Here is a 22,357-nt window from a genome sequence, read left to right as displayed (position 1 = left end):
GGGATGAGGATTCACTCATCCCCTCTGCCTGCATACCTCAAACCGCCACCTGCTCCGCTGGCGAGACGATGCTGCTCTTGCCACGTGAGCGACCGGAGCTGAGGTAGTCGGCGATGGATTCCTGGGTGACCTCGCCGAGGAAGTCGTTGTCGGCGCTGAGCACCGGCAACCAGGAACTGTTGAACTCGTACATACGCGACAGCAGGATGCGCAGGTGCTCGTCATAGGCCGCGGTCGCGGTGAACGCGCGCAGGAACGGCTGTACCGAGCCGGCCTGCCCGCGCAGATCGCGACGACGGATATAACCGAGGCCCTTCTTGTTGACGTCGGTCACCACCAGATGACGACGGTCATGTTCTTCCATCAATTCCACGGCGTCGGCCACCTGGGTGTCCTGCAGCACCGAGGGCGCATCGTCGGCGGCATCTTCGGCGCGAATCAGCAGCAGGCGCTTGAGGGTACTGTCCTGGCCGACGAAACCGCTGACGAAATCGTCTGCCGGGTGCGCCAGCAGGGTATCGGGGTGGTCATACTGCAGCAGTTTGCCGTCCTTGAAGATGGCGATCTTGTCGCCCAGCTTGATGGCTTCGTCGATGTCGTGGCTGACCATGATCACGGTCTTGTTCAGCGCCCGCTGCATCTGGAAGAACTCGTTCTGGATGGCATCGCGGTTCACCGGGTCGACCGCGCCGAACGGCTCGTCCATCAACAGTACCGGCGCGTCGGCAGCCAGGGCGCGGATAACGCCGATGCGCTGCTGCTGCCCACCGGAGAGCTCACGCGGATAGCGCGCCAGGTATTGCTTGGGCTCGAGCTGCACCATGCTCATCAGTTCCAGGGCGCGCTCGTGGCAACGTTTCTTGTCCCAGCCGAGCAGCTTGGGCACCACGGTGATGTTTTCCTCGATGGTCATATTGGGGAACAGGCCGATCTGCTGGATCACGTAACCAATGTTGCGACGCAGGGTCACTTCGTCGATGCCGGTGGTGTCTTCGCCGTTGATCAGTACACGCCCGGAGGTCGGTTCGATCAAGCGGTTGATCATTTTCAGCGTGGTGCTCTTGCCGCAACCAGAGGGGCCGAGGAACACGCATATCTGTCCTTCGTCGACGGTCAGGCTGACCTCGCTGACGGCTACGACATCCTTGCCCTTCTGCTGGAATTTCTTGGTGAGCTTGTCGAGTTCAATCATGTTCAAGTCCTCAGTGCTTTCAGGCCACGGGGAGTGAGCGTTTTCTGCAGCCACTGCAAAAACAGGTCGGCGACGATGGCGAGCAGGCTGACCAGCACCGCGCCGACGAACAGGGTGGCCATGTCGCTGCGACTGATGGCCGTGAGAATCAGCACGCCGAGGCCGCCGGCACCGATGGTGGCGGCGATGGTCATCACGCCGATGTTCATCACCACGGCGGTGCGCACACCGGCCAGGATCACCGGCACGGCAATGGGCAGATCGACCATGCGCAAGCGCTGCCAGAAACTCATGCCGATGCCGGTGCCCGCCTCGCGGATGCCGGGTTCGACGCTGTTCAAGGCCAGGTAGGTATTGCGCAGGATCGGCAGCAGCGAATAGAGGAACACGGCGGTGACGGCCGGCAGCGGCCCGAGGCCCTGACCGAACTGCGAATAGAACGGCAACAACAGGCCGAACAGAGCGATGGCCGGCAGCGTCAGCACCACGGTGGCGGCGCCCTGCAATGGCCCGACGAGCCAGGGGAAGCGCGTCATCAGAATGCCCAGTGGAACGCCGATGACGATGGCCAGGCCCACGGCGATGCCGACCAGGGCGATGTGCTCAAGGGTCAGGCCGACGACTTGCGCCCAGTCGATGTGTTGGAAAGCGGTCATGAAATCCATCTCAGCGATCCCCCTCGATCAGTTTCTGTTCGCGAAGGAAATCGGCGGCCACCGCAGCGGGCGTCTCGCGGTCGACATCCACACGGGCATTGAGGCGGCGCATGGTGGCATCGTCGAGGCGCTCGGCCAGAGGCTTGAGCAGTTCGGGCAAATCGGGATGCGCCTTCAGGTAATCGGCATTGACCACCGGCGCGGCGGTGTAGTCAGGAAAGTAGCCCCTGTCATCGTCCAGCAGGCGCAGGCCGAAGGACTCCAGGCGACCATCGGTGGTGTACACCAGGCCGACGAATACCTGGCCATTGCTCAGGGCGGTGTAGACCAGGCCGGGATCCATCTGGCGGATCTCGTTACGGGAAAACTTCAGACCGTATTCCTTGACCAGCCCCGCCAGACCGTCCGAACGGTTGGCGAACTCGATATCCAGCGCCAGCAGGCGATTGCCCTTGCCAGGCGACTTCAGCGCTTCGGCCAGATCGCTGATGCTCTTGATGTCCGGGTACTCCTCGGCGACGTTTTCCGGCAGCGCCAGGGCGTAGGTGTTGTTGAACCGGGTGGGGGCCAGCCACATGGCACCGCTCTTGGCATCCAGTTCCTTGACGCGCTCATAGGCGGCTTCCTTGTCGAGGCGTTCGGTGATCTTGTTGTAGGCCACCAGCGAGGTGCCGGTGTATTCCCAGGTCAGATCCAGCTGGCCGCTCTTCATGCCATTCCAGGCGATGGTGCTGCCCAGGTTGCCGACGATACGCGGCTGATAACCGTGAACACGCAGGTACTGGGCGGTCATCTCGGAGAGGATGGCCTGCTCGGTGAACACCTTGGCGCCGATGCGAATGTCCGCCGCCTGGCCGGTGGCGGCCAGCAACAAGCCGAGGCCGAGAACAAATGACTTCATCAAGGTCTCCATTAGCGGGCCAGGCCTCGCTCGAACCAGAAGCGACTGACCAGTGCCACCAGGCCATCGAGTACCAGCGCCAGCAACGCCGTGGCGGCGGCACCGAGGATCAGCAGCGGCTGATTCTCCAGGGCGATGGCAGGGAAGATCAGGCTGCCCAGGCTGTTGGCGCCGATCAGGAAGGCCAGGGGTGCGGTGCCGACGTTCAGTGCCAGGGCGACGCGCACGCCGCCGATGATGATCGGCACCGCATTGGGTAACTCCACTTGCCAGAGCACCTGGCGCGGCGTCATGCCGATGCCGGTGGCAGCCTCCGTCAACGAGCCGGGTACGTTGCGCAGGCCCTCATAGGTATTGCGCACGATGGGCAACAGCGAGGCGAGAAACAGCGCCAGGATCGCCGGGCCATTGCCGATACCGACGATGGACAGGGCAATGGCCAGCACCGCCAGGGGCGGCACGGTATTGCCGACGTTGAATACCTGCATGAATCGCTCGGCGCTGCGTTCACGGCCCGGCCGGCTGAGCAGGATGCCGGCCGGAATACCAACCGCCAGTGCCGCGAACATCGACATGAACACCAGGTACAGATGCGCTTGCAGGTAGAAAAACAGATCTTCGCGATGCTGCTCGAGCACCTCGGAACCGATCCAGTGGATCAGCAAGGCCGCCACCGCCACCAGCGCCACAGCGCCCAGTAGCACCTTGCCAAGGGTTTTCAGCATGTTTCGACTCCAATCGACGACGAACCTCGTGCTCGCCGAACTGGCCAATCGCGCTGTGCGCCAGGCCATCGAATGCCGGAAGTGGAAAGTACCGCAGATTGCCCAAATGCCCTGTGGCAGAGACTCGCAGCCTTCCGGCCCATGGCTACTCGACCATGCCGGGCAGCGCCTGGTTCAACCCTTTTGCCATCCTTGTGCCATGTGTCGAATGCGCTCCAATGCCACACATGTTGTTACAAGCCCGGTATCATCATGGCTCCGTGGTGCTCGCCGGGATGGCGAAGCCCAGTTCTCAAAGGAGACTTTGTGCTCGATCTAGTCGCCGCCTTTATCGTTCTCACGACCTTGCTCACCTACGTCAACTACCGCTTCATCCGCCTGCCTCCAACCATCGGCGTCATGGCCACTGCTCTGGTGTTTTCCCTGATCGTCCAGGGACTGAGTCAGCTCGGCTACCCGCTGATCGAGCTCGAGGCGCAGGAAATCATCCGCCGCATCGACTTCTCCGACATCCTCATGACCTGGTTCCTGCCAGCGCTGCTGTTCGCCGGTGCCCTGCACGTGGATTTGAGCGACCTGCGCAGCTACAAATGGCCCATCGGCCTGCTGGCGACCGTCGGCGTACTGATCGCCACCAGCGTGATCGGCGCCCTGGCCTACACCATCTTTGCCCTGTTCGGCTGGCACGTGGATTTCATCTATTGCCTGCTGTTCGGTGCGCTGATCTCGCCGACCGACCCGATCGCGGTGATGGGCATCCTCAAATCGTCGGGCGCACCGAAGCCGCTGGCCACCACCATCGTTGGCGAATCGCTGTTCAATGACGGTACTGCGGTCGTGGTGTTCACCATCCTGCTCGGTATCCTGCAACTGGGCAGCACGCCGACGCTGGGCACAGTGAGTTGGTTGTTCATCCACGAAGCCGTCGGCGGGCTGCTGTTCGGCGCTGCGCTGGGCTACGGAGTGCTGCTGATGCTGCGCAGCATCGACCAGTACCAGGTCGAAGTGATGCTCACCCTGGCGCTGGTGTTCGGCGGCGCGGCACTGGCTTCGCGGCTGCACGTCTCCGGGCCGATCGCCATGGTGGTGGCCGGCCTGATCATCGGCAACCTGGGGCGCAAGCACGCGATGTCGGACGAATCGCGCCGCTACGTGGACGGTTTCTGGGAATTGATCGACGAAATCCTCAATGCCCTGCTGTTCGCCCTGATCGGCCTGGAACTGCTGCTCCTGCCGTTCTCCTGGCTGCACATCATCGCGGCCTTCGTGCTCGGCGGCGCGGTATTGGTGGCGCGCCTGCTGACGGTGGCACCGGCCATTCTGATCATGCGCCGCAGCGCTGGCGGGCGCCGGCAGGTGTCCCACGGGGCGATCCGCATCCTCACCTGGGGCGGCTTGCGCGGTGGCGTGTCGGTGGCCCTGGCGCTGTCGCTACCGCTGGGCGAGGAGCGTGATCTGCTACTGAGCCTGACCTACATCGTCGTGCTCACGTCGATCCTGCTGCAGGGATTGTCCATCGGGCCACTGGTTCGCCGGTTGTACCGCGACGTGCCACGAGCTGCTGCCGACGATCACCACTGAGCGCCATGCGGGTGCTTGCGTCATGCGTGTCGCCAGCATCCTAACAGGCCGTTGAAAAACGTGAGCGAGGCAGCCAGCGCAATACCGATGGCGGCCCCACAAAAACAGGCGAAAAAGCGACCGGGGTCGCGCTCGACTGTACAAGTAGTACATGAGCATTTTGATCGGACTCGCGCACGAGCCTGTTTTTAACGCCGCGATGGCAACGCAGGTAGTTTTTCAACGACCTGCTAGAGGTGGGACTCCAGCACCAGCAGGTTGTTCTCCACCCGCCAGCCGACCCGATTGAGAAAGCTCATGCCGAGCAGCGCCTCGCTCGGTGACGCGCCCTCCAGCACCACCGCCTCGACACCGAGTACCTGCAGCGCGCCGACGCTGACCTTGTCCAGGGTAACGCGCCAGCCACGGGCGGTGCCGCTGGCGGTACTGACCTGGATTGGCTGGCCGCTGGTGCGGTAGTCGATGCCAAGGCGGCGGGCCTGGTTTTCGTTGAGAGCGACCGAGGTAGCACCGGTATCCACCAGAAACTGCTGCGACCGGCCATTGATCGAGCCCTCGGCCCAGTAATGGCCACCGTTGCTGCGGGCGATGCTCAGGGTCTGCTTCTGCGGTTCGACGAAACCGCTGGCGTTGTATTCACGGCTGAGGCTGTAGCTGCGCTCCACACCGTCGACTCGCAGCACGGCGCTGCGGCTGTCGGCACTCACCACCTGCACGCCACCTGGCCCGCTCTGGCCAACGCGCACCAACTTGCGCTGGCCATCGACGGAAAGCACCGCAGCGCCTGGAAACAAACCGACGACCTGCACTTGAGGCGCGGCCAGGGTGAGTTGCGCCGCCAACAGGCCGGCCATGCCACAGATCAATCGATGCATCCCTGCCTCTCTCGCCTAATCGAAGGGGTAGTGCTGGCCCCAGCGCTCGAAGACCGGGCGCAGGGCGTCCTGTTCAACGAGTTCGGCCATACGTTGGTCGTACAGTTTCGCCAGAGCCCGGCCGCGCGAAGTGTCGGCGAAGCCAATGTACAACGGCAGACGGATCAGATCGGTGACCCGGTATTTCGACGTATCGGAAGCACCCGCGAGCACTTCCTGCACCTCCGGCTGGGCATCGATGTAATAGTCGGCATGGTCGTAGTCGAGCATCGGCAGGATGCCGCCACGGCGCAGTAATTCGTTGTAGTGGGTGAGACCGGGGATGTAGCGCTGGTACTCGTAACCGCGCATCCATACCAGGCGGGAGCTGGCGAGCGCCTGCTGATCCGGCTGGGGTTTGGAGGCCAGGCTCAGAGCGCTGATCAGATCCGAGTCGTAGTGCCAGGTCGGATACACCACACCGCCGCTGACTTCATCCTGGTAGGAGGCCACCCAGGCATCCGCCTCGCCGCGCTTCACCAGCCCGACGGATCGGGTGTAGGGCACGATCTGCATGTCCAACTTGACACCGGCGGGCTCGAATACCAGGCGCAGCACATCCCAGGACAGCCCCGTTCCGTCGGCATTGATGCGATCGACCCAGACATCGCTGGCCATGCGGATATTCGCGGGCAGGTCGTTGCTCGCCTGGGCGCAGGCGGTGAACGACAACAGTAGAGCCAGCCAGAAACCGCGAATCATCGCACCTCCAGGATTAGGCGAAGCCCAGGTTGGCCGCCAGGCCGTTGCTCCAGCCCCACACCAGCACCTGCATGCCCAGCCAGGCGAACACCCCGGCCAGCACATCGTCGAGCATGATGCCGAAACCGCCGTGCACGTGCCGGTCGATCCAGCGAATCGGCCATGGCTTGAGGATGTCGAAAAAGCGGAACATCAGGAAGCCCACCAGCACCCAACCCCACCCTTCCGGCACCAGCCACAGGGTGATCCACATGCCGACCATTTCGTCCCAGACGATACCTTCGTGGTCGTGTACGCGCAGATCCTCCGCCACCTTGCCGCACAGCCAGACGCCAAACAGCATGGTGACGCCCAGCATCAGCCAGTAGCCCCAGTCCGGCAACATCTGCCACAGCGGAATGAACGGCACCGCGACCATCGATCCCCAGGTACCTGGCGCTTTCGGCAGGGTTCCGGAACCGAAACCAAAGGCCAGGAAATGCCAGGGATTGCGCCACACGGAGGGTGGCACGAACTCGGCGGGGACTTGCTTGGAATGATCAGTCACGTTGCGATCCGAAATGTTGGTAGCCAGCGTACAGCGGCTTGATGGCCCGGCCCTCGGCGTCCTGCAGGTGGACGCCCTGTCCGGCCTCGACCCGACCGATCACGTGCACAGGCTGCCCCATGGCGCGCAGCGCGTCCAGCTTCTCGGCAGGCAGAGTAAAGGCAAGCACGTAATCATCGCCACCACCAAGCGCCAGCTGGCGTGCCGCTTCGTCGCCAGCGCAGGCGTGCAAGGCCGCGGACACGGGCACACGCTCCCGCTCGACGACCAGCGCCACGCCGGACGCCCTGGCGATATGCCCGCAGTCGGCAAGCAGGCCGTCGGAGATATCCAGCGCCGCCGTGGCCAGCCCACGCAAGGCCTGGCCGAGCGCCAGTTGCGGTGGTGGTGACCAGTAGTGCGCCAGCAACTGGTCGGCACCCTCCTGCCCTTCCCGCTCGCCCAACACGAAGGGCAAGGCACCCGCCGCATCGCCAAGCGAACCGCCGACACACAGCAGATCGCCGGCACGCGCCCCGGCCCGGGTCAGCGCCAGGCCTTTGGGCACACGGCCGAACACGGTCAGGGTCAGGCTCAATGGCCCGCGGGTGGTATCGCCACCGACCAGACGCACCCCGCACTGGCGCGCCATGCTTTCCAGCCCGGCCGTGAGATCGGCCAGCCAGTCAGGGGAAACCTCGGGGAGGGTCAGCGCCAGGGTGAAGGCCAGAGGTGTCGCGCCCATGGCGGCCAGGTCACTGACCGAGACGGCCAGCGCGCGCTGGCCGAGTAATCGGCCAGCAGCATCCGCGGGAAAGTGCACGCCAGCGACCAGAGTGTCGGTGGACACCGCCAGCTGTTCACCAGCGGGCACTTCCAGCAGGGCGCAGTCGTCGCCAATCCCCAGCGCCACACCGTCGGCCGCCTGCGCACAGGCGGCGGCAGCGAAGTAATGGCGGATCAGCTCGAACTCGCCCAAGGCACTCAGCGCTTGTTGAAGTCGCGGACTTCGTCGGCACGCAGTTTCGGCGCCAGCTTGTCCAGCACGCCGTTGACGAACTTGTGCCCGTCGGTAGCGCCGAACACCTTGGCCAGCTCGATACCTTCGTTGATCACCACGCGGTAAGGCACGTCGATGCGGTTACGCAGCTCGTAGGTGGACAGACGCAGGATGGACAGCTCGACCGGGTCGATCTCGTCCAGCGGGCGATCGAGCAACGGCTCGAACGCGCTGTCGATCTCGCTCTTCTGACGCGGCACACCGTGCAGGATCTCGTGGAAGTAAGCGCCATCGACCGCACTGAAGTCGTTGTCGACGCGGAACTGGGCTTCGATCTCATTGATCGCCTGACCGGCGATATGCCAGGAGTACAGCGCCTGCATGGCCAGCGTGCGCGCCTGACGGCGAGCCAGTACCTTGGCGCTCGGGCCCTTTTTGACTGGCTTGTTGTCGTTCTGGCTCACTTGGCCTCCAACTGCGCCAGCAGGCTGACCATTTCCAGAGCGGACAGGGCAGCTTCGGCACCCTTGTTGCCGGCCTTGGTACCGGAACGCTCGATGGCCTGCTCGATGGAATCGACGGTCAGCACACCGAAAGCGACCGGTACGCCGAACTCCATGGACACCTGGGACAGACCCTTGGTGCACTCGCCCGCCACGTATTCGAAGTGAGGGGTACCGCCACGAATCACCGCGCCAAGGGCGATGATCGCGTTGTACTCGCCGCGCTGGGCGACTTTCTGGGCAACCAGCGGGATTTCGAAAGCACCCGGCGCACGGATGATGGTGATGTCGCTTTCGCTCACGCCATGGCGTACCAGGGCGTCGACGGCGCCGCTGACCAGGCTTTCGACCACGAAGCTGTTGAAGCGGCCAACCACCAGAGCGAAGCGGCCCTCGGGAGCGATGAAAGTACCTTCGATGGTCTTGAGTGTCATAGCGAGTTCTCGAGCTGTCTTTAAAGAGCCAGGGCATGCCGTGGCAGGCCCTGAAAATAGTGTCGGTGAGCTAAAAGTAGCTCACCGCGACGGTCACCCGTTATTTCGGGGGCAGGTATTCTACAACTTCCAGATCGAAACCGGATATCGCGTTGAACTTCATCGGTGCGCTCATCAGGCGCATCTTGCGCACGCCGAGGTCACGCAGGATCTGCGAACCGGCGCCGACCGTGCTGTAGGTGCTTGGCGCCTTGCTGGCTGCACCGTCCGCCTCGCGGATATGCGCCAGCACTTCGTCGCCGTCCAGCGAGTGGCCGAGCAGCAGCACCACGCCGCTACCGGCATTGGCGACTTCGGTCATCGCCGCGCGCAGGCTCCAGCGGCCAGGCTGGCGCACCATCAGCAGGTCGCGCATCGGATCCATGTTGTGCACGCGCACCAGGGTCGGCTCTTCCGGGCAGATGGTGCCCAGGGTCAGAGCCATGTGCACGTCGCCTTCCACCGAATCGCGAAAGGTCACCAGATTGAACTGGCCGACTTCGCTGTCCAGCGGCTGCTCGGCAATACGCGTAACCGTGCGCTCGTGAATCAGCCGGTAGTGGATCAGGTCGGCGATGGTGCCGATCTTGATGCCATGCTGCTCGGCGAACACTTCCAGCTCCGGGCGGCGGGCCATGGTGCCGTCGTCGTTCATGATCTCGCAGATCACGCCGCTCGCTTCAAAACCGCCCATACGCGCCAGGTCGCACGCTGCTTCGGTGTGACCGGCGCGAGCCAGCACGCCGCCGGGCTGAGCCATCAGCGGGAAGATGTGGCCGGGGCTGACGATATCTTCAGCAACCGCATGCTTGGCGGCGGCGGCCTGTACGGTACGGGCGCGGTCGGCGGCGGAGATGCCGGTAGTGACCCCTTCTGCAGCCTCGATGGAAACGGTGAACTTGGTGCCGAAACCGGAGCCGTTACGCGGCGCCATCAGCGGCAGCTTGAGCGTCTCGCAGCGCTCGCGGGTCATCGGCATGCAAATCAGGCCGCGGGCGAAGCGAGCCATGAAATTGATGTGCTCGGCGGTCACGCATTCCGAGGCAACGATCAGGTCGCCTTCGTTCTCGCGGTCTTCGTCATCCATGAGGATGACCATCTTGCCGGCGCGAATGTCTTCGACCAACTCTTCGATACTGTTGAGTGCCATGGTGGCGGTGTCCTTAATTCTTCAGGTAGCCGTGTTCGGCGAGAAATCCTTCGGTGAGCCCCGAGCCACTGGGCTCGGCGGCCTTGTCACCGAGCAGCAGGCGCTCCAGGTAACGGGCCAGCAGGTCGACCTCGAGATTGACCCGACGCCCGGGGCGGTAGTCGGCCATGATGGTTTCGGCCAGGGTATGCGGCACGATGGTCAGCTCGAACTCGGCACCATCCACGGCATTCACCGTGAGGCTGGTGCCGTCGACGGTGATCGAGCCCTTGTGGGCGATGTACTTGGCCAGTTCGCGCGGGGCGCGCACCTTGAACTGTATGGCGCGGGCGTTCTCCTCACGGGAGACGATTTCGCCGACGCCATCGACATGGCCGCTGACCAGGTGGCCGCCAAGACGAGTGGTCGGCGTCAGCGCCTTTTCCAGGTTGACCCGGCTGCCGCTCTTGAGGTCGATGAAGGCGGTGCGAGCCAGGGTTTCGCGGCTGACGTCGGCCCAGAAGCCGTCGCCCGGCAACTCTACCGCGGTCAGGCACACGCCGTTGACCGCGATGCTGTCACCCAGGGCCACATCACCCAGGTCGAGCTTGGCGGTCTTGACGTAGACGCGCACGTCACCGCCCTTGGGGGTGATCGCGGCGATGCTGCCGATGGATGCGATGATTCCGGTGAACATAAGTGCTCCTCGTCAGACCGGCAGCTCTTTGAGCTTGCGCAGCGTATCGGCACAAGTGCGCGCGGCTTCGGCGCCCTTGACCAGGAAGTGCTCGCGGAAGAACGTCTGGTGCTCTTCACCTGCATGGAAATGATGGGGCGTGAGTACCGCCGAGAACACCGGAACGTCGGTTTCCAGTTGCACCTGCATCAGGCCCTCGATCACCGCCTGGGCGACGAACTCGTGGCGGTAGATGCCACCATCGACCACCAGCCCGGCAGCGACGATGCCGGCGTAGCGACCGCTCTTGGCCAGCCGTTTGGCATGCAGGGGAATTTCGAAGGCGCCGCCGACTTCGAAGCAGTCGATCTCGCTCGCGGCATAGCCCTGGCGCTGCATTTCTTCGAGGAAGGCATTGCGGGACTGATCGACGATTTCGCGGTGCCAGCAGGCTTGCACGAAGGCAACCCGGCGCACTTGAGAAGCAATGGACATGTTCAACTCCTGTTTATGGTTAAAACAGGGCAGCTTGGATCGATAGGGACAGTACGGACATGCGGCGGCCGAAAAGGCTGCCTTGTCGGGCAATCCCGCTCTCTCTTCATCCGGACTATACCGTCGGCTCCGGAATCACACCGGATCTGCTGGACCCCGGGCGGCTGGTGCCGTACCGGGCGCTCGCGGGCTAGGTGCATTGCGCGCCATTACCGCCGGTGGGGAATCGCACCCCGCCCTGAGAACGTTGTGGCCGCGCGGTGCGGCCGACAGGCGTTTTACCACAGTTGCCACGGCGGTGCACGGAGGGCGTGCACCAGCGGCCTCCTCAATTGGCGGAGTCAGGCACGGCGATTATTCGCCAATCGTCGCCAACGGCACGCATGTCGATGATCTTCAACGGCCGGGCCTCGGCCATCCGCGCCAGGGGCAGATCGAGCAGTGGCCTGGCGCTGGAACCGAGGAACTTCGGCGCGACGAACAATTGGTACTCATCGACCAGCCCCAGCCGGGCGAAAGCGCCAGCCAGCTTGGGGCCCGCCTCGACCAGCACCTCATTGGCGCCTCGCTCAGCCAGCTCCAGCAGCAGTTTGCGCAGATCGACATGCCCGTTGCTGCCGGGCATCGCCAGCAGCTCGTGGCCATCATCGAGGTAGCGATCCCGCGATGACGCCGCCGCACAGGTCGCTACCAGCGCCGGGCCAGCCTGGAAGAACGGCGCGCTCAGCGGCACGCGCAAACGCCCGTCGACCAGCACCCGCAACGGCGGACGCGCCTGAGCCAGCGCCGTAAGTTCGGCGCCGAGGCCCAGTTCGTCGGGGCGTACCGTCAAACGGGCCGAATCGGCCAGCAGCGTATCGGCGCCGCTCAGCACCACGCTGGAACGCGCCCGCAGACGCTGCACGGCAGCGCGCGCCGCCGGCCCGGTGATCCACTGGCTCTCACCGCTGGCCATCGCAGTGCGTCCGTCCAGGCTCATGGCCAGTTTGACCCGCACCAGCGGCAGCCCCTTTTCCATGCGTTTGACGAAGCCGGCGTTGAGTGCCCGCGCCTCGCTCTCCAGCACGCTGCCTTGTACCGAGACTCCGGCGTTCATCAGCCTCAGCAGGCCTCTACCGGCCACCTGAGGATTGGGATCCTGCATGGCCGCGACCACTCGGGTGATACCCGCGTCAACCAGAGCATCGGCACAGGGCGGCGTGCGCCCGTGGTGACTGCAGGGTTCGAGAGTGACGTAGGCCGTGGCACCGCGCGCCTTGTCGCCAGCCTGGCGTAGCGCATAGACCTCGGCATGGGGCTCGCCAGCCTTGGCGTGCCAGCCTTCGCCGACGATCTTGCCGTCGCGCACGATCACACAACCGACACGGGGATTGGGGTGGGTGGAATACAGCCCTTTGCGCGCCAGCTCGAGGGCGCGAGCCATGAATGCCTGATCGCTGGTGCTCATCTCAGTCCTGATTGGGCTCGCGGGAAAGACGGTCTATTTCCTCGCGGAATTCGTTGAGATCCTGGAAGCGCCGGTACACCGAAGCGAAGCGGATATAGGCCACTTCGTCGAGTTTCTGCAGCTCGGTCATCACCAGCTCGCCGAGCACCAGCGACTTGATCTCGCGCTCACCGGTGGCACGCAAGCGGTGCTTGATATGGGCGATGGCCGCCTCCAGCCGCTCGATGCTCACCGGACGTTTTTCCAGGGCGCGCTGCATGCCGGCCCGCAGTTTCTCTTCATCGAAGGGCTGGCGGCTGCCGTCCTGCTTGATCAGGCGAGGCATCACCAGTTCGGCAGTCTCGAAGGTGGTGAAGCGCTCGCCACAGGCCAGGCATTCACGGCGGCGACGCACCTGCTCGCCCTCGGCGACCAGACGCGAATCGATGACTTTGGTGTCGTTGGCGGAGCAGAAGGGGCAGTGCATGGTCGGAAAAGCCAGGCGAGAAAGCCCGCATGGTAGCGCATCCACCCGGCCCGGTGCCAAGCGCACAGGGGCGGCACCGCTTTCCTTTGCATTCACCGGTGGCTATGGGGAAAATCCAGACATTGTCCCGAGGATCGCCCCATGTCATTGCGTCCGTTTGCCCTGTTCAGCCTCGCCGCCTTGCTCGTCGCCTGCGCCAGCGAGACACCCCCACCCGCTGCCCCGCCCGCAGAACCGGTGCCGAAGCAGGAGCCTGCCGCGACGCCGGCACACCTGCGCGACCTCACCGGCACGTTACTCGACGTGCCCGCAGGTGCCGATGTCGAGCTGGCCCTGTTGACCATCAACGAACGCGGCCTGCCTCACAAGCTGCTGGGCAATATCCAGTTGCGTGGAACGGGCGCCCCGCTGCCATTCCGTCTGCAATTCAACCCCGAGAACTTCGACCAGGGCATCCGCGTGGAGCTGCGTGGCCGCGTGCATCAGTCCGGCAAGCTGGTGCTGCACATGCCCAGCCAGTTTATCCGCGAGCCGCAGAGCCAGGCGCTCGGCGAAATACGCGTGACGCCTGCGCTGTGACGCCACCGCAGCACCTGCAAACGGCCCTGAGCGAATTGCTCGGCGACGCCCGCCTGAACGCGACCACCTTGCCGGGTACCGACCTGCGTCTATGGCTGATCGATCCGACGAACATGGATCGCTGTTTCAATCCCGAGGAAACCCGACGCATTCTCGAGGAGCCGCCTTACTGGTGCTTCTGCTGGGCCAGCGGCCTGGTGCTGGTTGACTGGTTGGCCCGGAACCCGGAGTGGGTGCGCGGCAAGCGAGTGCTGGATGTCGGCTGCGGCTCGGGCGTCGTGGCCATCGCCGCCGCGCGTGCTGGCGCGGCGCAGGTGGTGGCCTGCGATCTGGATCCGCAGGCCCTGGCCGCCTGCCGTGCCAACGCCGAACTCAACGGGGTACAACTGGAATACTCGAGCGATCTGTTCGCCGAGCGCCGCGACTACGACCTGGCGATCGTCGCCGACGTGCTCTACGACCGCGCCAACCTGCCCCTGCTCGACCGCGTCCTCGAACATGCCCGCCAGGTGCTGGTGGCCGACTCCAGAGTGCGGGATTTCAGCCACCCGGCCTACCGCCGCATCGCCGGCCTGCAGGGCTGTACCTGGCCGGATCTGGCCGAGCCGGAAACCTTCCGGCACGTCAGCCTCTATCACGCGGATCGTCGCCCCTTGTAGCCGCACAACAGCGCCCGCATTTATAGTCGTACCCACTTTCGCCCGGACAGAGACCGACCATGAGCGACACCCCGTACATCTTCGATATCAATGGCGCCATCCAGTTTGAACAACTGGTGATCGAGAACTCCTTCAGCAAACCGGTACTCGTGGACTTCTGGGCCGAATGGTGCGCGCCCTGCAAAGCGCTGATGCCGCTGCTGGAGCAGATCACCGAGGGCTATCAGGGCGAGCTGCTGCTGGCCAAGGTCAACTGCGATATCGAGCAGGAAATCGTCGCACGCTTCGGCATCCGCAGCCTGCCGACCGTAGTGCTGTTCAAGGATGGTCAGCCTGTCGACGGATTCCAGGGCGCGCAACCCGAGTCGGCGATCCGCGCCCTGTTGCAGCCCCATGTCGCCGAGCCAGCGGCGCCTGAGGCCGATCTGCTGGAAGTCGCTCAGGAAGCGTTCGCCGATGGCCGCATCGCTGAGGCCGAGGCCCTGCTCAAGCAACTGCTCGGCGAGGACAACGAAAACAGCGCAGCGCTGATTCTCTACGCCCGTTGCCTGGCGGAGCGCGGCGAACTGGGTGAGGCGCAACTGGTGCTCGATGCGGTCAAGGGCGACGAACACAAGCAGGCTCTGGCAGGTGCCCGCGCGCAACTGACCTTCCTGCGCGAAGCCGCTGACCTGCCGGACGCCGCCACGCTGAAGAGCCGCCTGGCACAGAACGCAGAAGACGACGAAGCCGCCCACCAACTGGCCATCCAGCAGCTCGCCCGTCAGCAGTACGAGCCGGCTCTGGATGCCCTGCTCAAACTCTTCGTGCGTAACCGCAACTACGCCGACGGCCTGCCGCACAAGACCCTGCTACAGGTGTTCGACCTGCTCGGCAACGAGCATCCGCTGGTGACCACCTACCGTCGCCGGGTGTATCAGGCGCTCTATTAACTCCGTGAACCTGTCCCGTAGGAGCCCGCTTGCGGGCGATGTAATGTTGATCGCGATGATGATTTCGACATCGCTATCGCCGGCAAGCCGGCTCCTACAGATACCTGCCGGCTACGGCTGCTCTACCCAGCAATACACCGGTGCATCCGGGCCGGTTTCCATACGCACCTGCTCGCAATGACGCAGGCGCACCAGCAAACGCTTGCCTGCCAGCTCGCCACCAGCCAGAGCGGCCAGTTGCGCCAGCAACTGCGGCCCCTCGATACGCCCTGCCCGACGCAACAATTCGAGCACCGTTTGCCATTGCCCATCCTGATCCGGCTGAACCGCCACGGATGCCACCGCGGCCGGGCTTTGCGGCGTTAGCGGAACGGCGGCCGCCAGTTGCGCCCAATCCTGGGGATCCAGCTCCACCGTCAGATCCACTGGCCAATCGCCGATCCGCCCACGAATACGCACCATCACGCTCTCCTTCATCTCGATGCACCATGCTCCCACGCGGGCGCAGGCAAACCAAGCACCCACTATCACAGGCCATAAATTTGTTATAACGTATCAACAAATCCCGCCTATACTGGAGCCCTTCATGCGCCGCCTACTGTTCGCCCTGCCCTTCGCCCTGCTTCCCCTGGCCGCCGCACACGCGCAAACCCATGACCACGATCACGACCATGAACACGGCAGCCTCGGCAAGCATGAGCATGGCGTCGCCACCCTGAACGTGGCCCTGGAAGGCAACACGCTGGAAATCGAACTGCAGAGCCCGGCGATGAATATCGTCGGCTTCGAACATGCCGCCACCAGCGAAGCCGACAAGAAAACCGTCGCCGCCGCTCGTGCCCAGCTGGAAAAGCCCCTGAGCCTGTTCAGCCTGCCGGCCGCCGCGGGCTGCAGCCTGGACGAGCAGGAGCTGAAAAGCCCCCTCTTCGGTGACGCTCATGAAAAGCATGACCATGACGAGCATGCCAAAGGCCATGACCACGAGCACAGCGATATCGATGCCGATTACAGCTTCACCTGCACACAGCCGGATGCCATCAAGACACTCGACCTGTCTGCCTTCTACAAGCAGTTCCCGGCGACCCAGAAGATCAGCGTGCAACTGATCGGCCCAAGCGGCCAGCAGGGCGTCGAGTCGACGCCAGCCAATGCGCGCCTGACGTTCTGATGCGATGACGGATGCCCCAACAAGGGGCATCCGTATTCCCACATGTTCTGCAATATCCCCTGAGTCAGCATTTCGCACCCATGACTGGCACACTTGCCCTTTCACCTTCACTGCCAGCAGTCCCCATGACCTCAGCACTGATCGAACTCACCGACCTCGGCTTCGCCTGGCCCGGCCAGGACGAGCTTCTGGATATCCCGCATTTTCATCTGCAGCACGGCGAAACCCTGTTTCTCAAGGGCCCCAGCGGCAGCGGCAAGACCACCCTGCTCGGCCTGCTCGGCGGCGTGCAGAAGCCCGGCCGAGGCAACATTCGTCTGCTCGGCGAAGATCTCGCGGCCCTCTCGGCCGCGCGTCGGGATCGCTTCCGCGTCGATCACACCGGCTACATCTTCCAGCAATTCAACCTGCTGCCCTTTCTCAGCGTGCGTGCCAACGTCGAACTGCCCTGCCGTTTCTCCAGCCTCCGCGCACAACGCGCAGCACAGCGCTACGGCAGCGTGGATCAGGCCGCCAGCCGCCTGCTGGAACACCTGGGCCTGCACCCGGAGCTGCTCGAACGGCGCGCCGACTCGCTGTCCATCGGCCAGCAGCAACGCGTCGCCGCCGCCCGCGCGCTGATCGGCCAGCCGGAACTGGTGATCGCCGACGAACCGACCTCGGCGCTGGACGCCGATGCACGCCAGGCGTTCCTCGAGCTGCTGTTCGGCGAATGCCGTGATGTCGGTGCCAGCCTGCTGTTCGTCAGCCACGACCAGAGCCTGGCCACGCTGTTCGACCGCAGCCTGTCACTGGCCGAACTCAACCGCGCCAGCAAACCCCAGGAGGTCTGAGGTGTTCCTGTTACGACTCGCCCTGGCCAGCCTGGCCAACCGCCGCTTCACCGCCCTGCTCACGGTCTTCGCCATCGCTCTGTCGGTTTGTCTGCTGCTCGCGGTGGAGCGGGTGCGCACCGAAGCACGCGCCAGCTTCGCCAATACCATCAGCGGTACCGACCTGATCGTCGGCGCTCGCTCCGGCAGCGTGAACCTGCTGCTGTACTCGGTGTTCCGCATCGGCAACGCCACCAACAACATCCGCTGGGACAGCTTCGAGAAGCTCGCCTCACACCGCCAGGTCGACTGGGCCATCCCGATCTCCCTCGGCGACTCGCACCGCGGCTACCGGGTGATGGGCACCGACGCAGGCTACTTCGACCACTACCACTATGGCCGCGGGCAATCATTGCAGCTGGCCCAAGGCGAACGCTTCCATGACCTGTTCGACGTAGTGCTCGGCGCCGAAGTGGCCCAGGCCCTGAACTACAAGCTCGGCGACAAGCTGGTGCTGTCCCATGGAGTCGCGGCCATCAGCCTGCAGCAGCACGACGACAAGCCGTTCGTGGTCAGCGGCATCCTCGCCCGCACCGGCACGCCGGTGGATCGCACTCTGCACATTTCCCTGGAGGGCATGGAAGCGCTGCACGTCGACTGGCAGAACGGCGTACCCGCCCGCGGCGCCGGCAAGATCAGCGCCGAGCAGGCTCGTGAGATGAATCTTCAGCCCAAGGCCATCACCGCGGCGATGCTCGGTCTGAAAAGCAAGATCGCCACCTTCTCCGTGCAGCGCGAGGTCAACGAGTACCGCGGCGAACCGCTGCTGGCGATTCTTCCCGGCGTTGCCCTGCAGGAGCTGTGGAGCCTGATGGGTACGGCGGAAAAGGCACTCTTCGTGGTGTCGCTGTTCGTGGTGCTGACGGGGTTGATCGGCATGCTCACGGCCATCCTCACCAGCCTCAACGAGCGGCGACGAGAAATGGCCATCCTCCGTTCGGTGGGCGCACGGCCCTGGCATGTCGCCAGCCTGCTGATCCTCGAAGCGTTTTCCCTGGCCGTGGCCGGCGTCGTCGCCGGTGTGGCGCTACTGTACGCCGGCATCGCCAGCGCTCAGGGCTATGTGCAGGCCAACTACGGTCTGTATCTGCCATTGAGTGCGCCGACACCCTATGAGTGGACGCTGCTCGGCGCTATTCTGGCGGCCGCCCTGCTGATGGGCTGCGTGCCGGCCTGGCGGGCCTATCGGCAGTCGCTGGCCGATGGTCTGTCTATCCGCCTCTGAGAACCTACTCACGATCGGCTGCGCGTCGGCCCTGCGGCGTTGAAAACAAGCTCGGAAAGCTCATTTACATCAGTAAACTCCGCTTCCTCGCTTGTTTTTGCCTTGCAGGGCTCTAGCTCGCACAATCGTGAATAGGTTCTGAATATTCGGAGCCGGCGGCGGCTCCGTTTTCAATCAAGAGGTAGTGTCATGTTCCGCGCTTTGCTCATCGCCTTTTTCCTGGCCCTGGCTACGCCGCTGTGGGCCGCCGAACTGCGCACGCTGCACTGGCAGGAACTGATTCCCGAGGACGCACCGCCCCAGGTCAGTCAGATGACGCCGATGCATGACATGTCGCAGTTGGGCGATGCGCTTTCCGAAGGGGGAGCCGTCTCTCTGCAGCAATTTCCATCTGCGCCGGTGGTCAAGGAAATGGACGGTCAGCAGGTCAAGATTCCGGGCTATATCGTACCGCTGGACGTGACCGAAGAAGGCCGTGTCACCGAATTTCTGCTGGTGCCCTACTTCGGCGCCTGCATCCACGTGCCGCCACCGCCATCCAACCAGATCGTCCATGTCACCGCCGAGTTGGGCGTGCTGCTCGACGCGCTGTATCAGCCGTTCTGGATCGAGGGCCCGATGAAAGTCGAGCACAGCAGCAGCGAACTGGCCGAGGTCGGTTACCAGATGGCTGCGGACAAGATCTACCCCTACGAGTTGCCGGCCAACTGACATCGTGGCAAAAAGTCGCACCTGGTAGTCAACGCGCATTGAGCTGAGTCAAGGGACGCATCGCCAGGCGCCCTAACCTGACGCCATCCGAGATTACTCGAATGACCCGTTAGGAGCTCACCATGTACAAGTCGCTGTTCTCTGCCTCTCTGATCGCCCTGGCGCTGGCTGCCCCGATGGTGCAGGCGCACCAGGCCGGAGATGTCCTCGTTCGCGCCGGCGCCATCACGGTCAACCCCAAGGCTGACAGCTCCACGGTCAAGGTCGATCGCGGCGGCCTTGCCGGTACCGACCTGGGCGGCAAGGCGACCATGAGCAGCGACACCCAGCTGGGTCTCAACTTCGCTTACATGCTCACCGACAATATCGGCATCGAGCTGCTCGCCGCCACGCCGTTCGAGCATGACGTGAAGATCAAGGGCACCACGCTGGATGCCGCCAACGGCAAACTCGGCACCTTGAAACACCTGCCGCCGACCCTGAGCGTGGTCTACTACCCGCTCGATTCGAAATCGGTGTTCCAGCCCTATGTCGGCGCCGGCATCAACTACACTTGGATCTACGACGAACACGTGGGCAGCCGCGCCAGCACGGCCGGCTTCGACAACTTCCGGGCGAAGAACTCCTGGGGCCTGGCCTGGCAAATCGGTGCCGACTACATGCTCACCGACAGTCTCCTGATCAACGCCCAGGCGCGCTACATCGATATCGACACCAACGCCTATGTCGACCATCCCGGGCTCGGCGTGCGCGCCAAGGTCGACGTCGATGTCGACCCGTTCGTGTATATGGTTGGCCTGGGCTACAAGTTCTAAGAACCTGATCAAGCCCGCAATAAGGCGGTAGCGGCCGTTCGATGATCCGCGTTGAACGAAGGATCAGGCCTTCGGCCCCGGATTACGCCTGCGGCTAATCCAGGCTACATTCGTGCCATGGCCTCGTAGGTTGGATTAGCGAAGCGTAATCCGACATTTGGCCGGCATATCCGATACAAATTTCGAACGGCCGCTTCCGCCTTGTAGCGTCCATTTGCCCAGGACGAGACCACGCGCAGTTTCCAAGCCCCCCCCTAAAACGCAAAAAGCCGGCATTGCCGGCTTTTTGCGCTCTGGCGTCTGACGACTCAGCTATTCAGCAACGCGGCCAGCCCATCGCGCAACGTGGTCTGCGCCGGCAACTGGTACTGCGCGGCCAGACGGCCATTGTCTGCACGAGAATGGCGGATATCACCCGGGCGTGGATCGAGATGGGTGACGGTCGGCAAACCACCAAGCAACTCGCCGATCTGCGCCAGCAGTTGTTTGAGGCTCACCGCCTCGTTCCAGCCGACATTCACTGCGCCCTGCGTTACTTGCTCGGCATCCAGCGCCTGCAACAACAATTCGAGCAGATCGGCGATGTAGAAGAAATCGCGGGTCTGCTCGCCATCGCCGAACACGCTGATCGGCAGGCCCTGCTGGGCGCGCTGGGTGAAGATGCTGATCACCCCGGAATATGGCGAGGACGGATCCTGACGCGGGCCGAAGACGTTGAAGAAACGAAAGATCGCCGGCTCCAGCCCATGCTGGCGGCCGTAGAACTCCAGGTAATGCTCGCTGGCCAGTTTGTCCGCCGCGTAGGGTGTCAGCGGTACCTTGGGCGTATTTTCGTCGATCGCCTGGCCTTCACCATTGTTGCCATATACCGCAGCACTGGAGGCGAATAGCACGCGGCGCACGCCGTGTTCGCGCATGGCCTCGCAGATGTTCAGGGTGCCGATGAAATTGCTCTGGTGGGTGCTGACCGGATCGTCTACCGACGCCTGCACCGACGCCACGGCGGCCAGATGCACGACCGCACCACATCCAGCGACTGCACGGCTGACAAGCTTAGCGTCAGCCACATCGCCCTCGATGAAGGTCAACCGCGGATTATCCACCGGCAGATTGGCGAGTTTGCCCATGGACAGGTTGTCCAGCACGCGCACGCCGTGGCCGCGAGCCAGCAGGGCGTCGACCAGATTGGAACCGATAAAACCGGCACCGCCAGTAACGAGAATGGTTTGATCAGACATGACGATAGTACTGCTCCAGCAAGCTCGGCAGGCCGGCGCGCCAGGCACGCGGCTTGACGCCGAAGGTATGAAGGATTTTCTTGCACGACAACACGGCGTGCTGCGGCTCGTCGGCAGCATCTGCCCGTACGGCGTGGGCCTGGCCGGAAATATCCTCGAGCAGGTTCTGACGCATGTGCCGTGCTTCGCTCAGGATCGCCTGGCCAAGCGCCAGTGCGGTGGTCGCCTCATGCCCGCCATAGTGGTAGGTGCCCCACAGTGGCGCGGCGCAGTCGAGCTGCTTGAGCACGGCCAGGATGACGCGGGCGGCATCGTCGATCGGCGTCGGATTGCCACGCCGGTCATCGGCCAGAAACAGTGCCTCTTCGCGCTCCGCTCGCATCAGAAAGCGTGCCAGCAAGCCATCCGGGCTGTCATCCAGCAACCAGCCAAAACGCAGCAACACATGCCGAGGACACAAGGCGCGAACGCTCTGCTCCATGCGCACAAGCACCTGCCCACGCAAGCCGAGCGGCTGCGACTCATCCTTTTCGTTGTAGGCGGTGGCACGCGCGCCATCGAATACGCGATAGCTGGACGGCTGCAGTAGACGAATATCGTGATGCTGGCAAAGCTCGGCCAGGCGCTCCACTGCGCGCTCCTGGGCAGCAAAGCGCTCTTCGCTGACTTGCTCGGCCTGGAACCAGTCGAAGTAATAGGCGAGATTGATCACCGCATCTGGGCGGGTATCGTCGATCAACTGGGTCAGGCTGGCGGCATCCCAGCCCTGGGC

The 22,357-nt window shown here is 63.8% G+C and carries 27 protein-coding genes and 1 riboswitch; of the genes, 9 read left to right on the top strand and 18 right to left on the bottom strand.

Going from position 1 to position 22,357, the window contains the following annotated elements:
* Positions 1-37: 37 nt before the first annotated feature.
* Genes DNK10_RS25550 through DNK10_RS25535 form a run of 4 tightly spaced genes read right to left on the bottom strand, consistent with a single transcriptional unit; the run spans position 38 to position 3,474 of the window.
* Positions 38-1,192, bottom strand: a complete 1,155-nt coding sequence (locus DNK10_RS25550) for an ABC transporter ATP-binding protein (protein ID WP_131182598.1) — start codon at positions 1,190-1,192, stop codon at positions 38-40.
* A 2-nt stretch (positions 1,193-1,194) separates the two neighbouring features.
* Positions 1,195-1,857 (bottom strand): ABC transporter permease, encoded by a 663-nt coding sequence (locus DNK10_RS25545; RefSeq protein WP_131193453.1) that lies wholly within the window; start codon positions 1,855-1,857, stop codon positions 1,195-1,197.
* A gap of 1 nt (position 1,858) precedes the next feature.
* A complete protein-coding gene (locus DNK10_RS25540) occupies positions 1,859-2,749 on the bottom strand; it encodes a glycine betaine ABC transporter substrate-binding protein (RefSeq protein WP_131193452.1) in 891 nt (296 codons plus the stop codon).
* Between the two features lie 11 nt (positions 2,750-2,760).
* Complete coding sequence (locus DNK10_RS25535; protein WP_131193451.1) at positions 2,761-3,474, bottom strand: ABC transporter permease; 714 nt, start codon at positions 3,472-3,474, stop codon at positions 2,761-2,763.
* A 306-nt stretch (positions 3,475-3,780) separates the two neighbouring features.
* On the opposite strand from DNK10_RS25535, the gene DNK10_RS25530 reads away from it, so the two are divergent.
* Complete coding sequence (locus DNK10_RS25530; protein ID WP_131193450.1) at positions 3,781-5,055, top strand: cation:proton antiporter; 1,275 nt, start codon at positions 3,781-3,783, stop codon at positions 5,053-5,055.
* A gap of 230 nt (positions 5,056-5,285) precedes the next feature.
* Here DNK10_RS25530 and DNK10_RS25525 read toward each other — a convergent pair whose 3' ends face one another.
* From DNK10_RS25525 to nrdR, 11 genes are all read right to left on the bottom strand, one after another.
* Positions 5,286-5,930: a retropepsin-like aspartic protease family protein gene (locus DNK10_RS25525; RefSeq protein WP_131182593.1), complete on the bottom strand. Its 645-nt coding sequence runs from the start codon at positions 5,928-5,930 to the stop codon at positions 5,286-5,288.
* A gap of 15 nt (positions 5,931-5,945) precedes the next feature.
* Complete coding sequence (locus DNK10_RS25520) at positions 5,946-6,671, bottom strand: ABC transporter substrate-binding protein (protein ID WP_131182592.1); 726 nt, start codon at positions 6,669-6,671, stop codon at positions 5,946-5,948.
* 13 nt (positions 6,672-6,684) lie between these two features.
* The gene (locus DNK10_RS25515; RefSeq protein ID WP_131182591.1) at positions 6,685-7,218 is read right to left on the bottom strand and encodes a phosphatidylglycerophosphatase A family protein; all 534 of its coding nucleotides are present in this window, start codon (positions 7,216-7,218) and stop codon (positions 6,685-6,687) included.
* Complete coding sequence (gene thiL / locus DNK10_RS25510; RefSeq protein ID WP_131193449.1) at positions 7,211-8,176, bottom strand: thiamine-phosphate kinase; 966 nt, start codon at positions 8,174-8,176, stop codon at positions 7,211-7,213. Before thiL ends, DNK10_RS25515 begins: the two co-directional genes overlap by 8 nt.
* 5 nt (positions 8,177-8,181) lie before the next feature.
* Positions 8,182-8,661 carry a transcription antitermination factor NusB gene (gene nusB / locus DNK10_RS25505; RefSeq protein WP_131182589.1) on the bottom strand — a complete coding sequence of 160 codons (480 nt, stop codon included), beginning with the start codon at positions 8,659-8,661 and terminating at the stop codon, positions 8,182-8,184.
* On the bottom strand, positions 8,658-9,134 hold the full coding sequence (ribH, locus tag DNK10_RS25500) for a 6,7-dimethyl-8-ribityllumazine synthase (protein WP_131193448.1): 477 nt from the start codon (positions 9,132-9,134) through the stop codon (positions 8,658-8,660). Before ribH ends, nusB begins: the two co-directional genes overlap by 4 nt.
* A gap of 100 nt (positions 9,135-9,234) precedes the next feature.
* Positions 9,235-10,323, bottom strand: coding sequence for a bifunctional 3,4-dihydroxy-2-butanone-4-phosphate synthase/GTP cyclohydrolase II (gene ribBA / locus DNK10_RS25495; RefSeq protein ID WP_131182587.1), 1,089 nt, complete (start codon positions 10,321-10,323; stop codon positions 9,235-9,237).
* A gap of 13 nt (positions 10,324-10,336) precedes the next feature.
* Entirely contained in the window at positions 10,337-10,999 is a 663-nt protein-coding gene (locus DNK10_RS25490; protein ID WP_131182586.1) for a riboflavin synthase, read from the bottom strand.
* Positions 11,000-11,011: 12 nt separating this feature from the next.
* Complete coding sequence (locus DNK10_RS25485) at positions 11,012-11,473, bottom strand: 6,7-dimethyl-8-ribityllumazine synthase (protein WP_131182585.1); 462 nt, start codon at positions 11,471-11,473, stop codon at positions 11,012-11,014.
* Positions 11,474-11,566: 93 nt separating this feature from the next.
* A riboswitch (FMN riboswitch) is annotated at positions 11,567-11,723 on the bottom strand.
* A gap of 78 nt (positions 11,724-11,801) precedes the next feature.
* A complete protein-coding gene (gene ribD / locus DNK10_RS25480; RefSeq protein WP_131193447.1) occupies positions 11,802-12,920 on the bottom strand; it encodes a bifunctional diaminohydroxyphosphoribosylaminopyrimidine deaminase/5-amino-6-(5-phosphoribosylamino)uracil reductase RibD in 1,119 nt (372 codons plus the stop codon).
* Position 12,921: 1 nt separating this feature from the next.
* Positions 12,922-13,386 (bottom strand): transcriptional regulator NrdR, encoded by a 465-nt coding sequence (nrdR, locus tag DNK10_RS25475; RefSeq protein WP_131182583.1) that lies wholly within the window; start codon positions 13,384-13,386, stop codon positions 12,922-12,924.
* A 141-nt stretch (positions 13,387-13,527) separates the two neighbouring features.
* On the opposite strand from nrdR, the gene DNK10_RS25470 reads away from it, so the two are divergent.
* The 3 genes from DNK10_RS25470 to trxA are packed head-to-tail and all read left to right on the top strand — an operon-like array spanning position 13,528 to position 15,556.
* Complete coding sequence (locus tag DNK10_RS25470) at positions 13,528-13,965, top strand: YbaY family lipoprotein (protein WP_131193446.1); 438 nt, start codon at positions 13,528-13,530, stop codon at positions 13,963-13,965.
* Positions 13,962-14,624, top strand: a complete 663-nt coding sequence (locus DNK10_RS25465) for a class I SAM-dependent methyltransferase (RefSeq protein WP_131193445.1) — start codon at positions 13,962-13,964, stop codon at positions 14,622-14,624. The genes DNK10_RS25470 and DNK10_RS25465 overlap by 4 nt, the downstream gene beginning before the upstream one ends.
* A gap of 59 nt (positions 14,625-14,683) precedes the next feature.
* Positions 14,684-15,556 carry a thioredoxin gene (gene trxA, locus DNK10_RS25460; RefSeq protein WP_131193444.1) on the top strand — a complete coding sequence of 291 codons (873 nt, stop codon included), beginning with the start codon at positions 14,684-14,686 and terminating at the stop codon, positions 15,554-15,556.
* A gap of 111 nt (positions 15,557-15,667) precedes the next feature.
* On the opposite strand, the gene DNK10_RS25455 is transcribed toward trxA, so the two are convergent.
* Positions 15,668-16,018 (bottom strand): hypothetical protein, encoded by a 351-nt coding sequence (locus DNK10_RS25455; protein WP_131182648.1) that lies wholly within the window; start codon positions 16,016-16,018, stop codon positions 15,668-15,670.
* Positions 16,019-16,142: 124 nt separating this feature from the next.
* On the opposite strand from DNK10_RS25455, the gene DNK10_RS25450 reads away from it, so the two are divergent.
* From DNK10_RS25450 to DNK10_RS25430, 5 genes are all read left to right on the top strand, one after another.
* Positions 16,143-16,724: a DUF2796 domain-containing protein gene (locus tag DNK10_RS25450; RefSeq protein WP_131193443.1), complete on the top strand. Its 582-nt coding sequence runs from the start codon at positions 16,143-16,145 to the stop codon at positions 16,722-16,724.
* A gap of 125 nt (positions 16,725-16,849) precedes the next feature.
* Positions 16,850-17,557: an ABC transporter ATP-binding protein gene (locus DNK10_RS25445; RefSeq protein ID WP_131193442.1), complete on the top strand. Its 708-nt coding sequence runs from the start codon at positions 16,850-16,852 to the stop codon at positions 17,555-17,557.
* A gap of 1 nt (position 17,558) precedes the next feature.
* Positions 17,559-18,821, top strand: a complete 1,263-nt coding sequence (locus DNK10_RS25440; protein WP_131193441.1) for an ABC transporter permease — start codon at positions 17,559-17,561, stop codon at positions 18,819-18,821.
* A 189-nt stretch (positions 18,822-19,010) separates the two neighbouring features.
* Entirely contained in the window at positions 19,011-19,532 is a 522-nt protein-coding gene (locus DNK10_RS25435) for a DUF3299 domain-containing protein (protein ID WP_131182641.1), read from the top strand.
* A 122-nt stretch (positions 19,533-19,654) separates the two neighbouring features.
* Positions 19,655-20,347 carry an OmpW/AlkL family protein gene (locus DNK10_RS25430; protein WP_131193440.1) on the top strand — a complete coding sequence of 231 codons (693 nt, stop codon included), beginning with the start codon at positions 19,655-19,657 and terminating at the stop codon, positions 20,345-20,347.
* A gap of 308 nt (positions 20,348-20,655) precedes the next feature.
* Here DNK10_RS25430 and DNK10_RS25425 read toward each other — a convergent pair whose 3' ends face one another.
* Together DNK10_RS25425 and DNK10_RS25420 are read right to left on the bottom strand one after the other, a co-directional pair.
* Complete coding sequence (locus tag DNK10_RS25425; protein WP_131193439.1) at positions 20,656-21,585, bottom strand: NAD-dependent epimerase/dehydratase family protein; 930 nt, start codon at positions 21,583-21,585, stop codon at positions 20,656-20,658.
* A partial coding sequence (locus tag DNK10_RS25420; protein ID WP_131193438.1) for a sugar nucleotide-binding protein occupies positions 21,578-22,357 on the bottom strand: 780 nt, incomplete at its 5' end. The genes DNK10_RS25420 and DNK10_RS25425, both read right to left, overlap by 8 nt.

The sequence above is a fragment of the Phytopseudomonas daroniae genome (genome assembly GCF_004327275.1).
GTDB lineage: Bacteria > Pseudomonadota > Gammaproteobacteria > Pseudomonadales > Pseudomonadaceae > Aquipseudomonas > Aquipseudomonas daroniae.
This window is presented reverse-complemented; position numbering and strand designations above follow the sequence as displayed.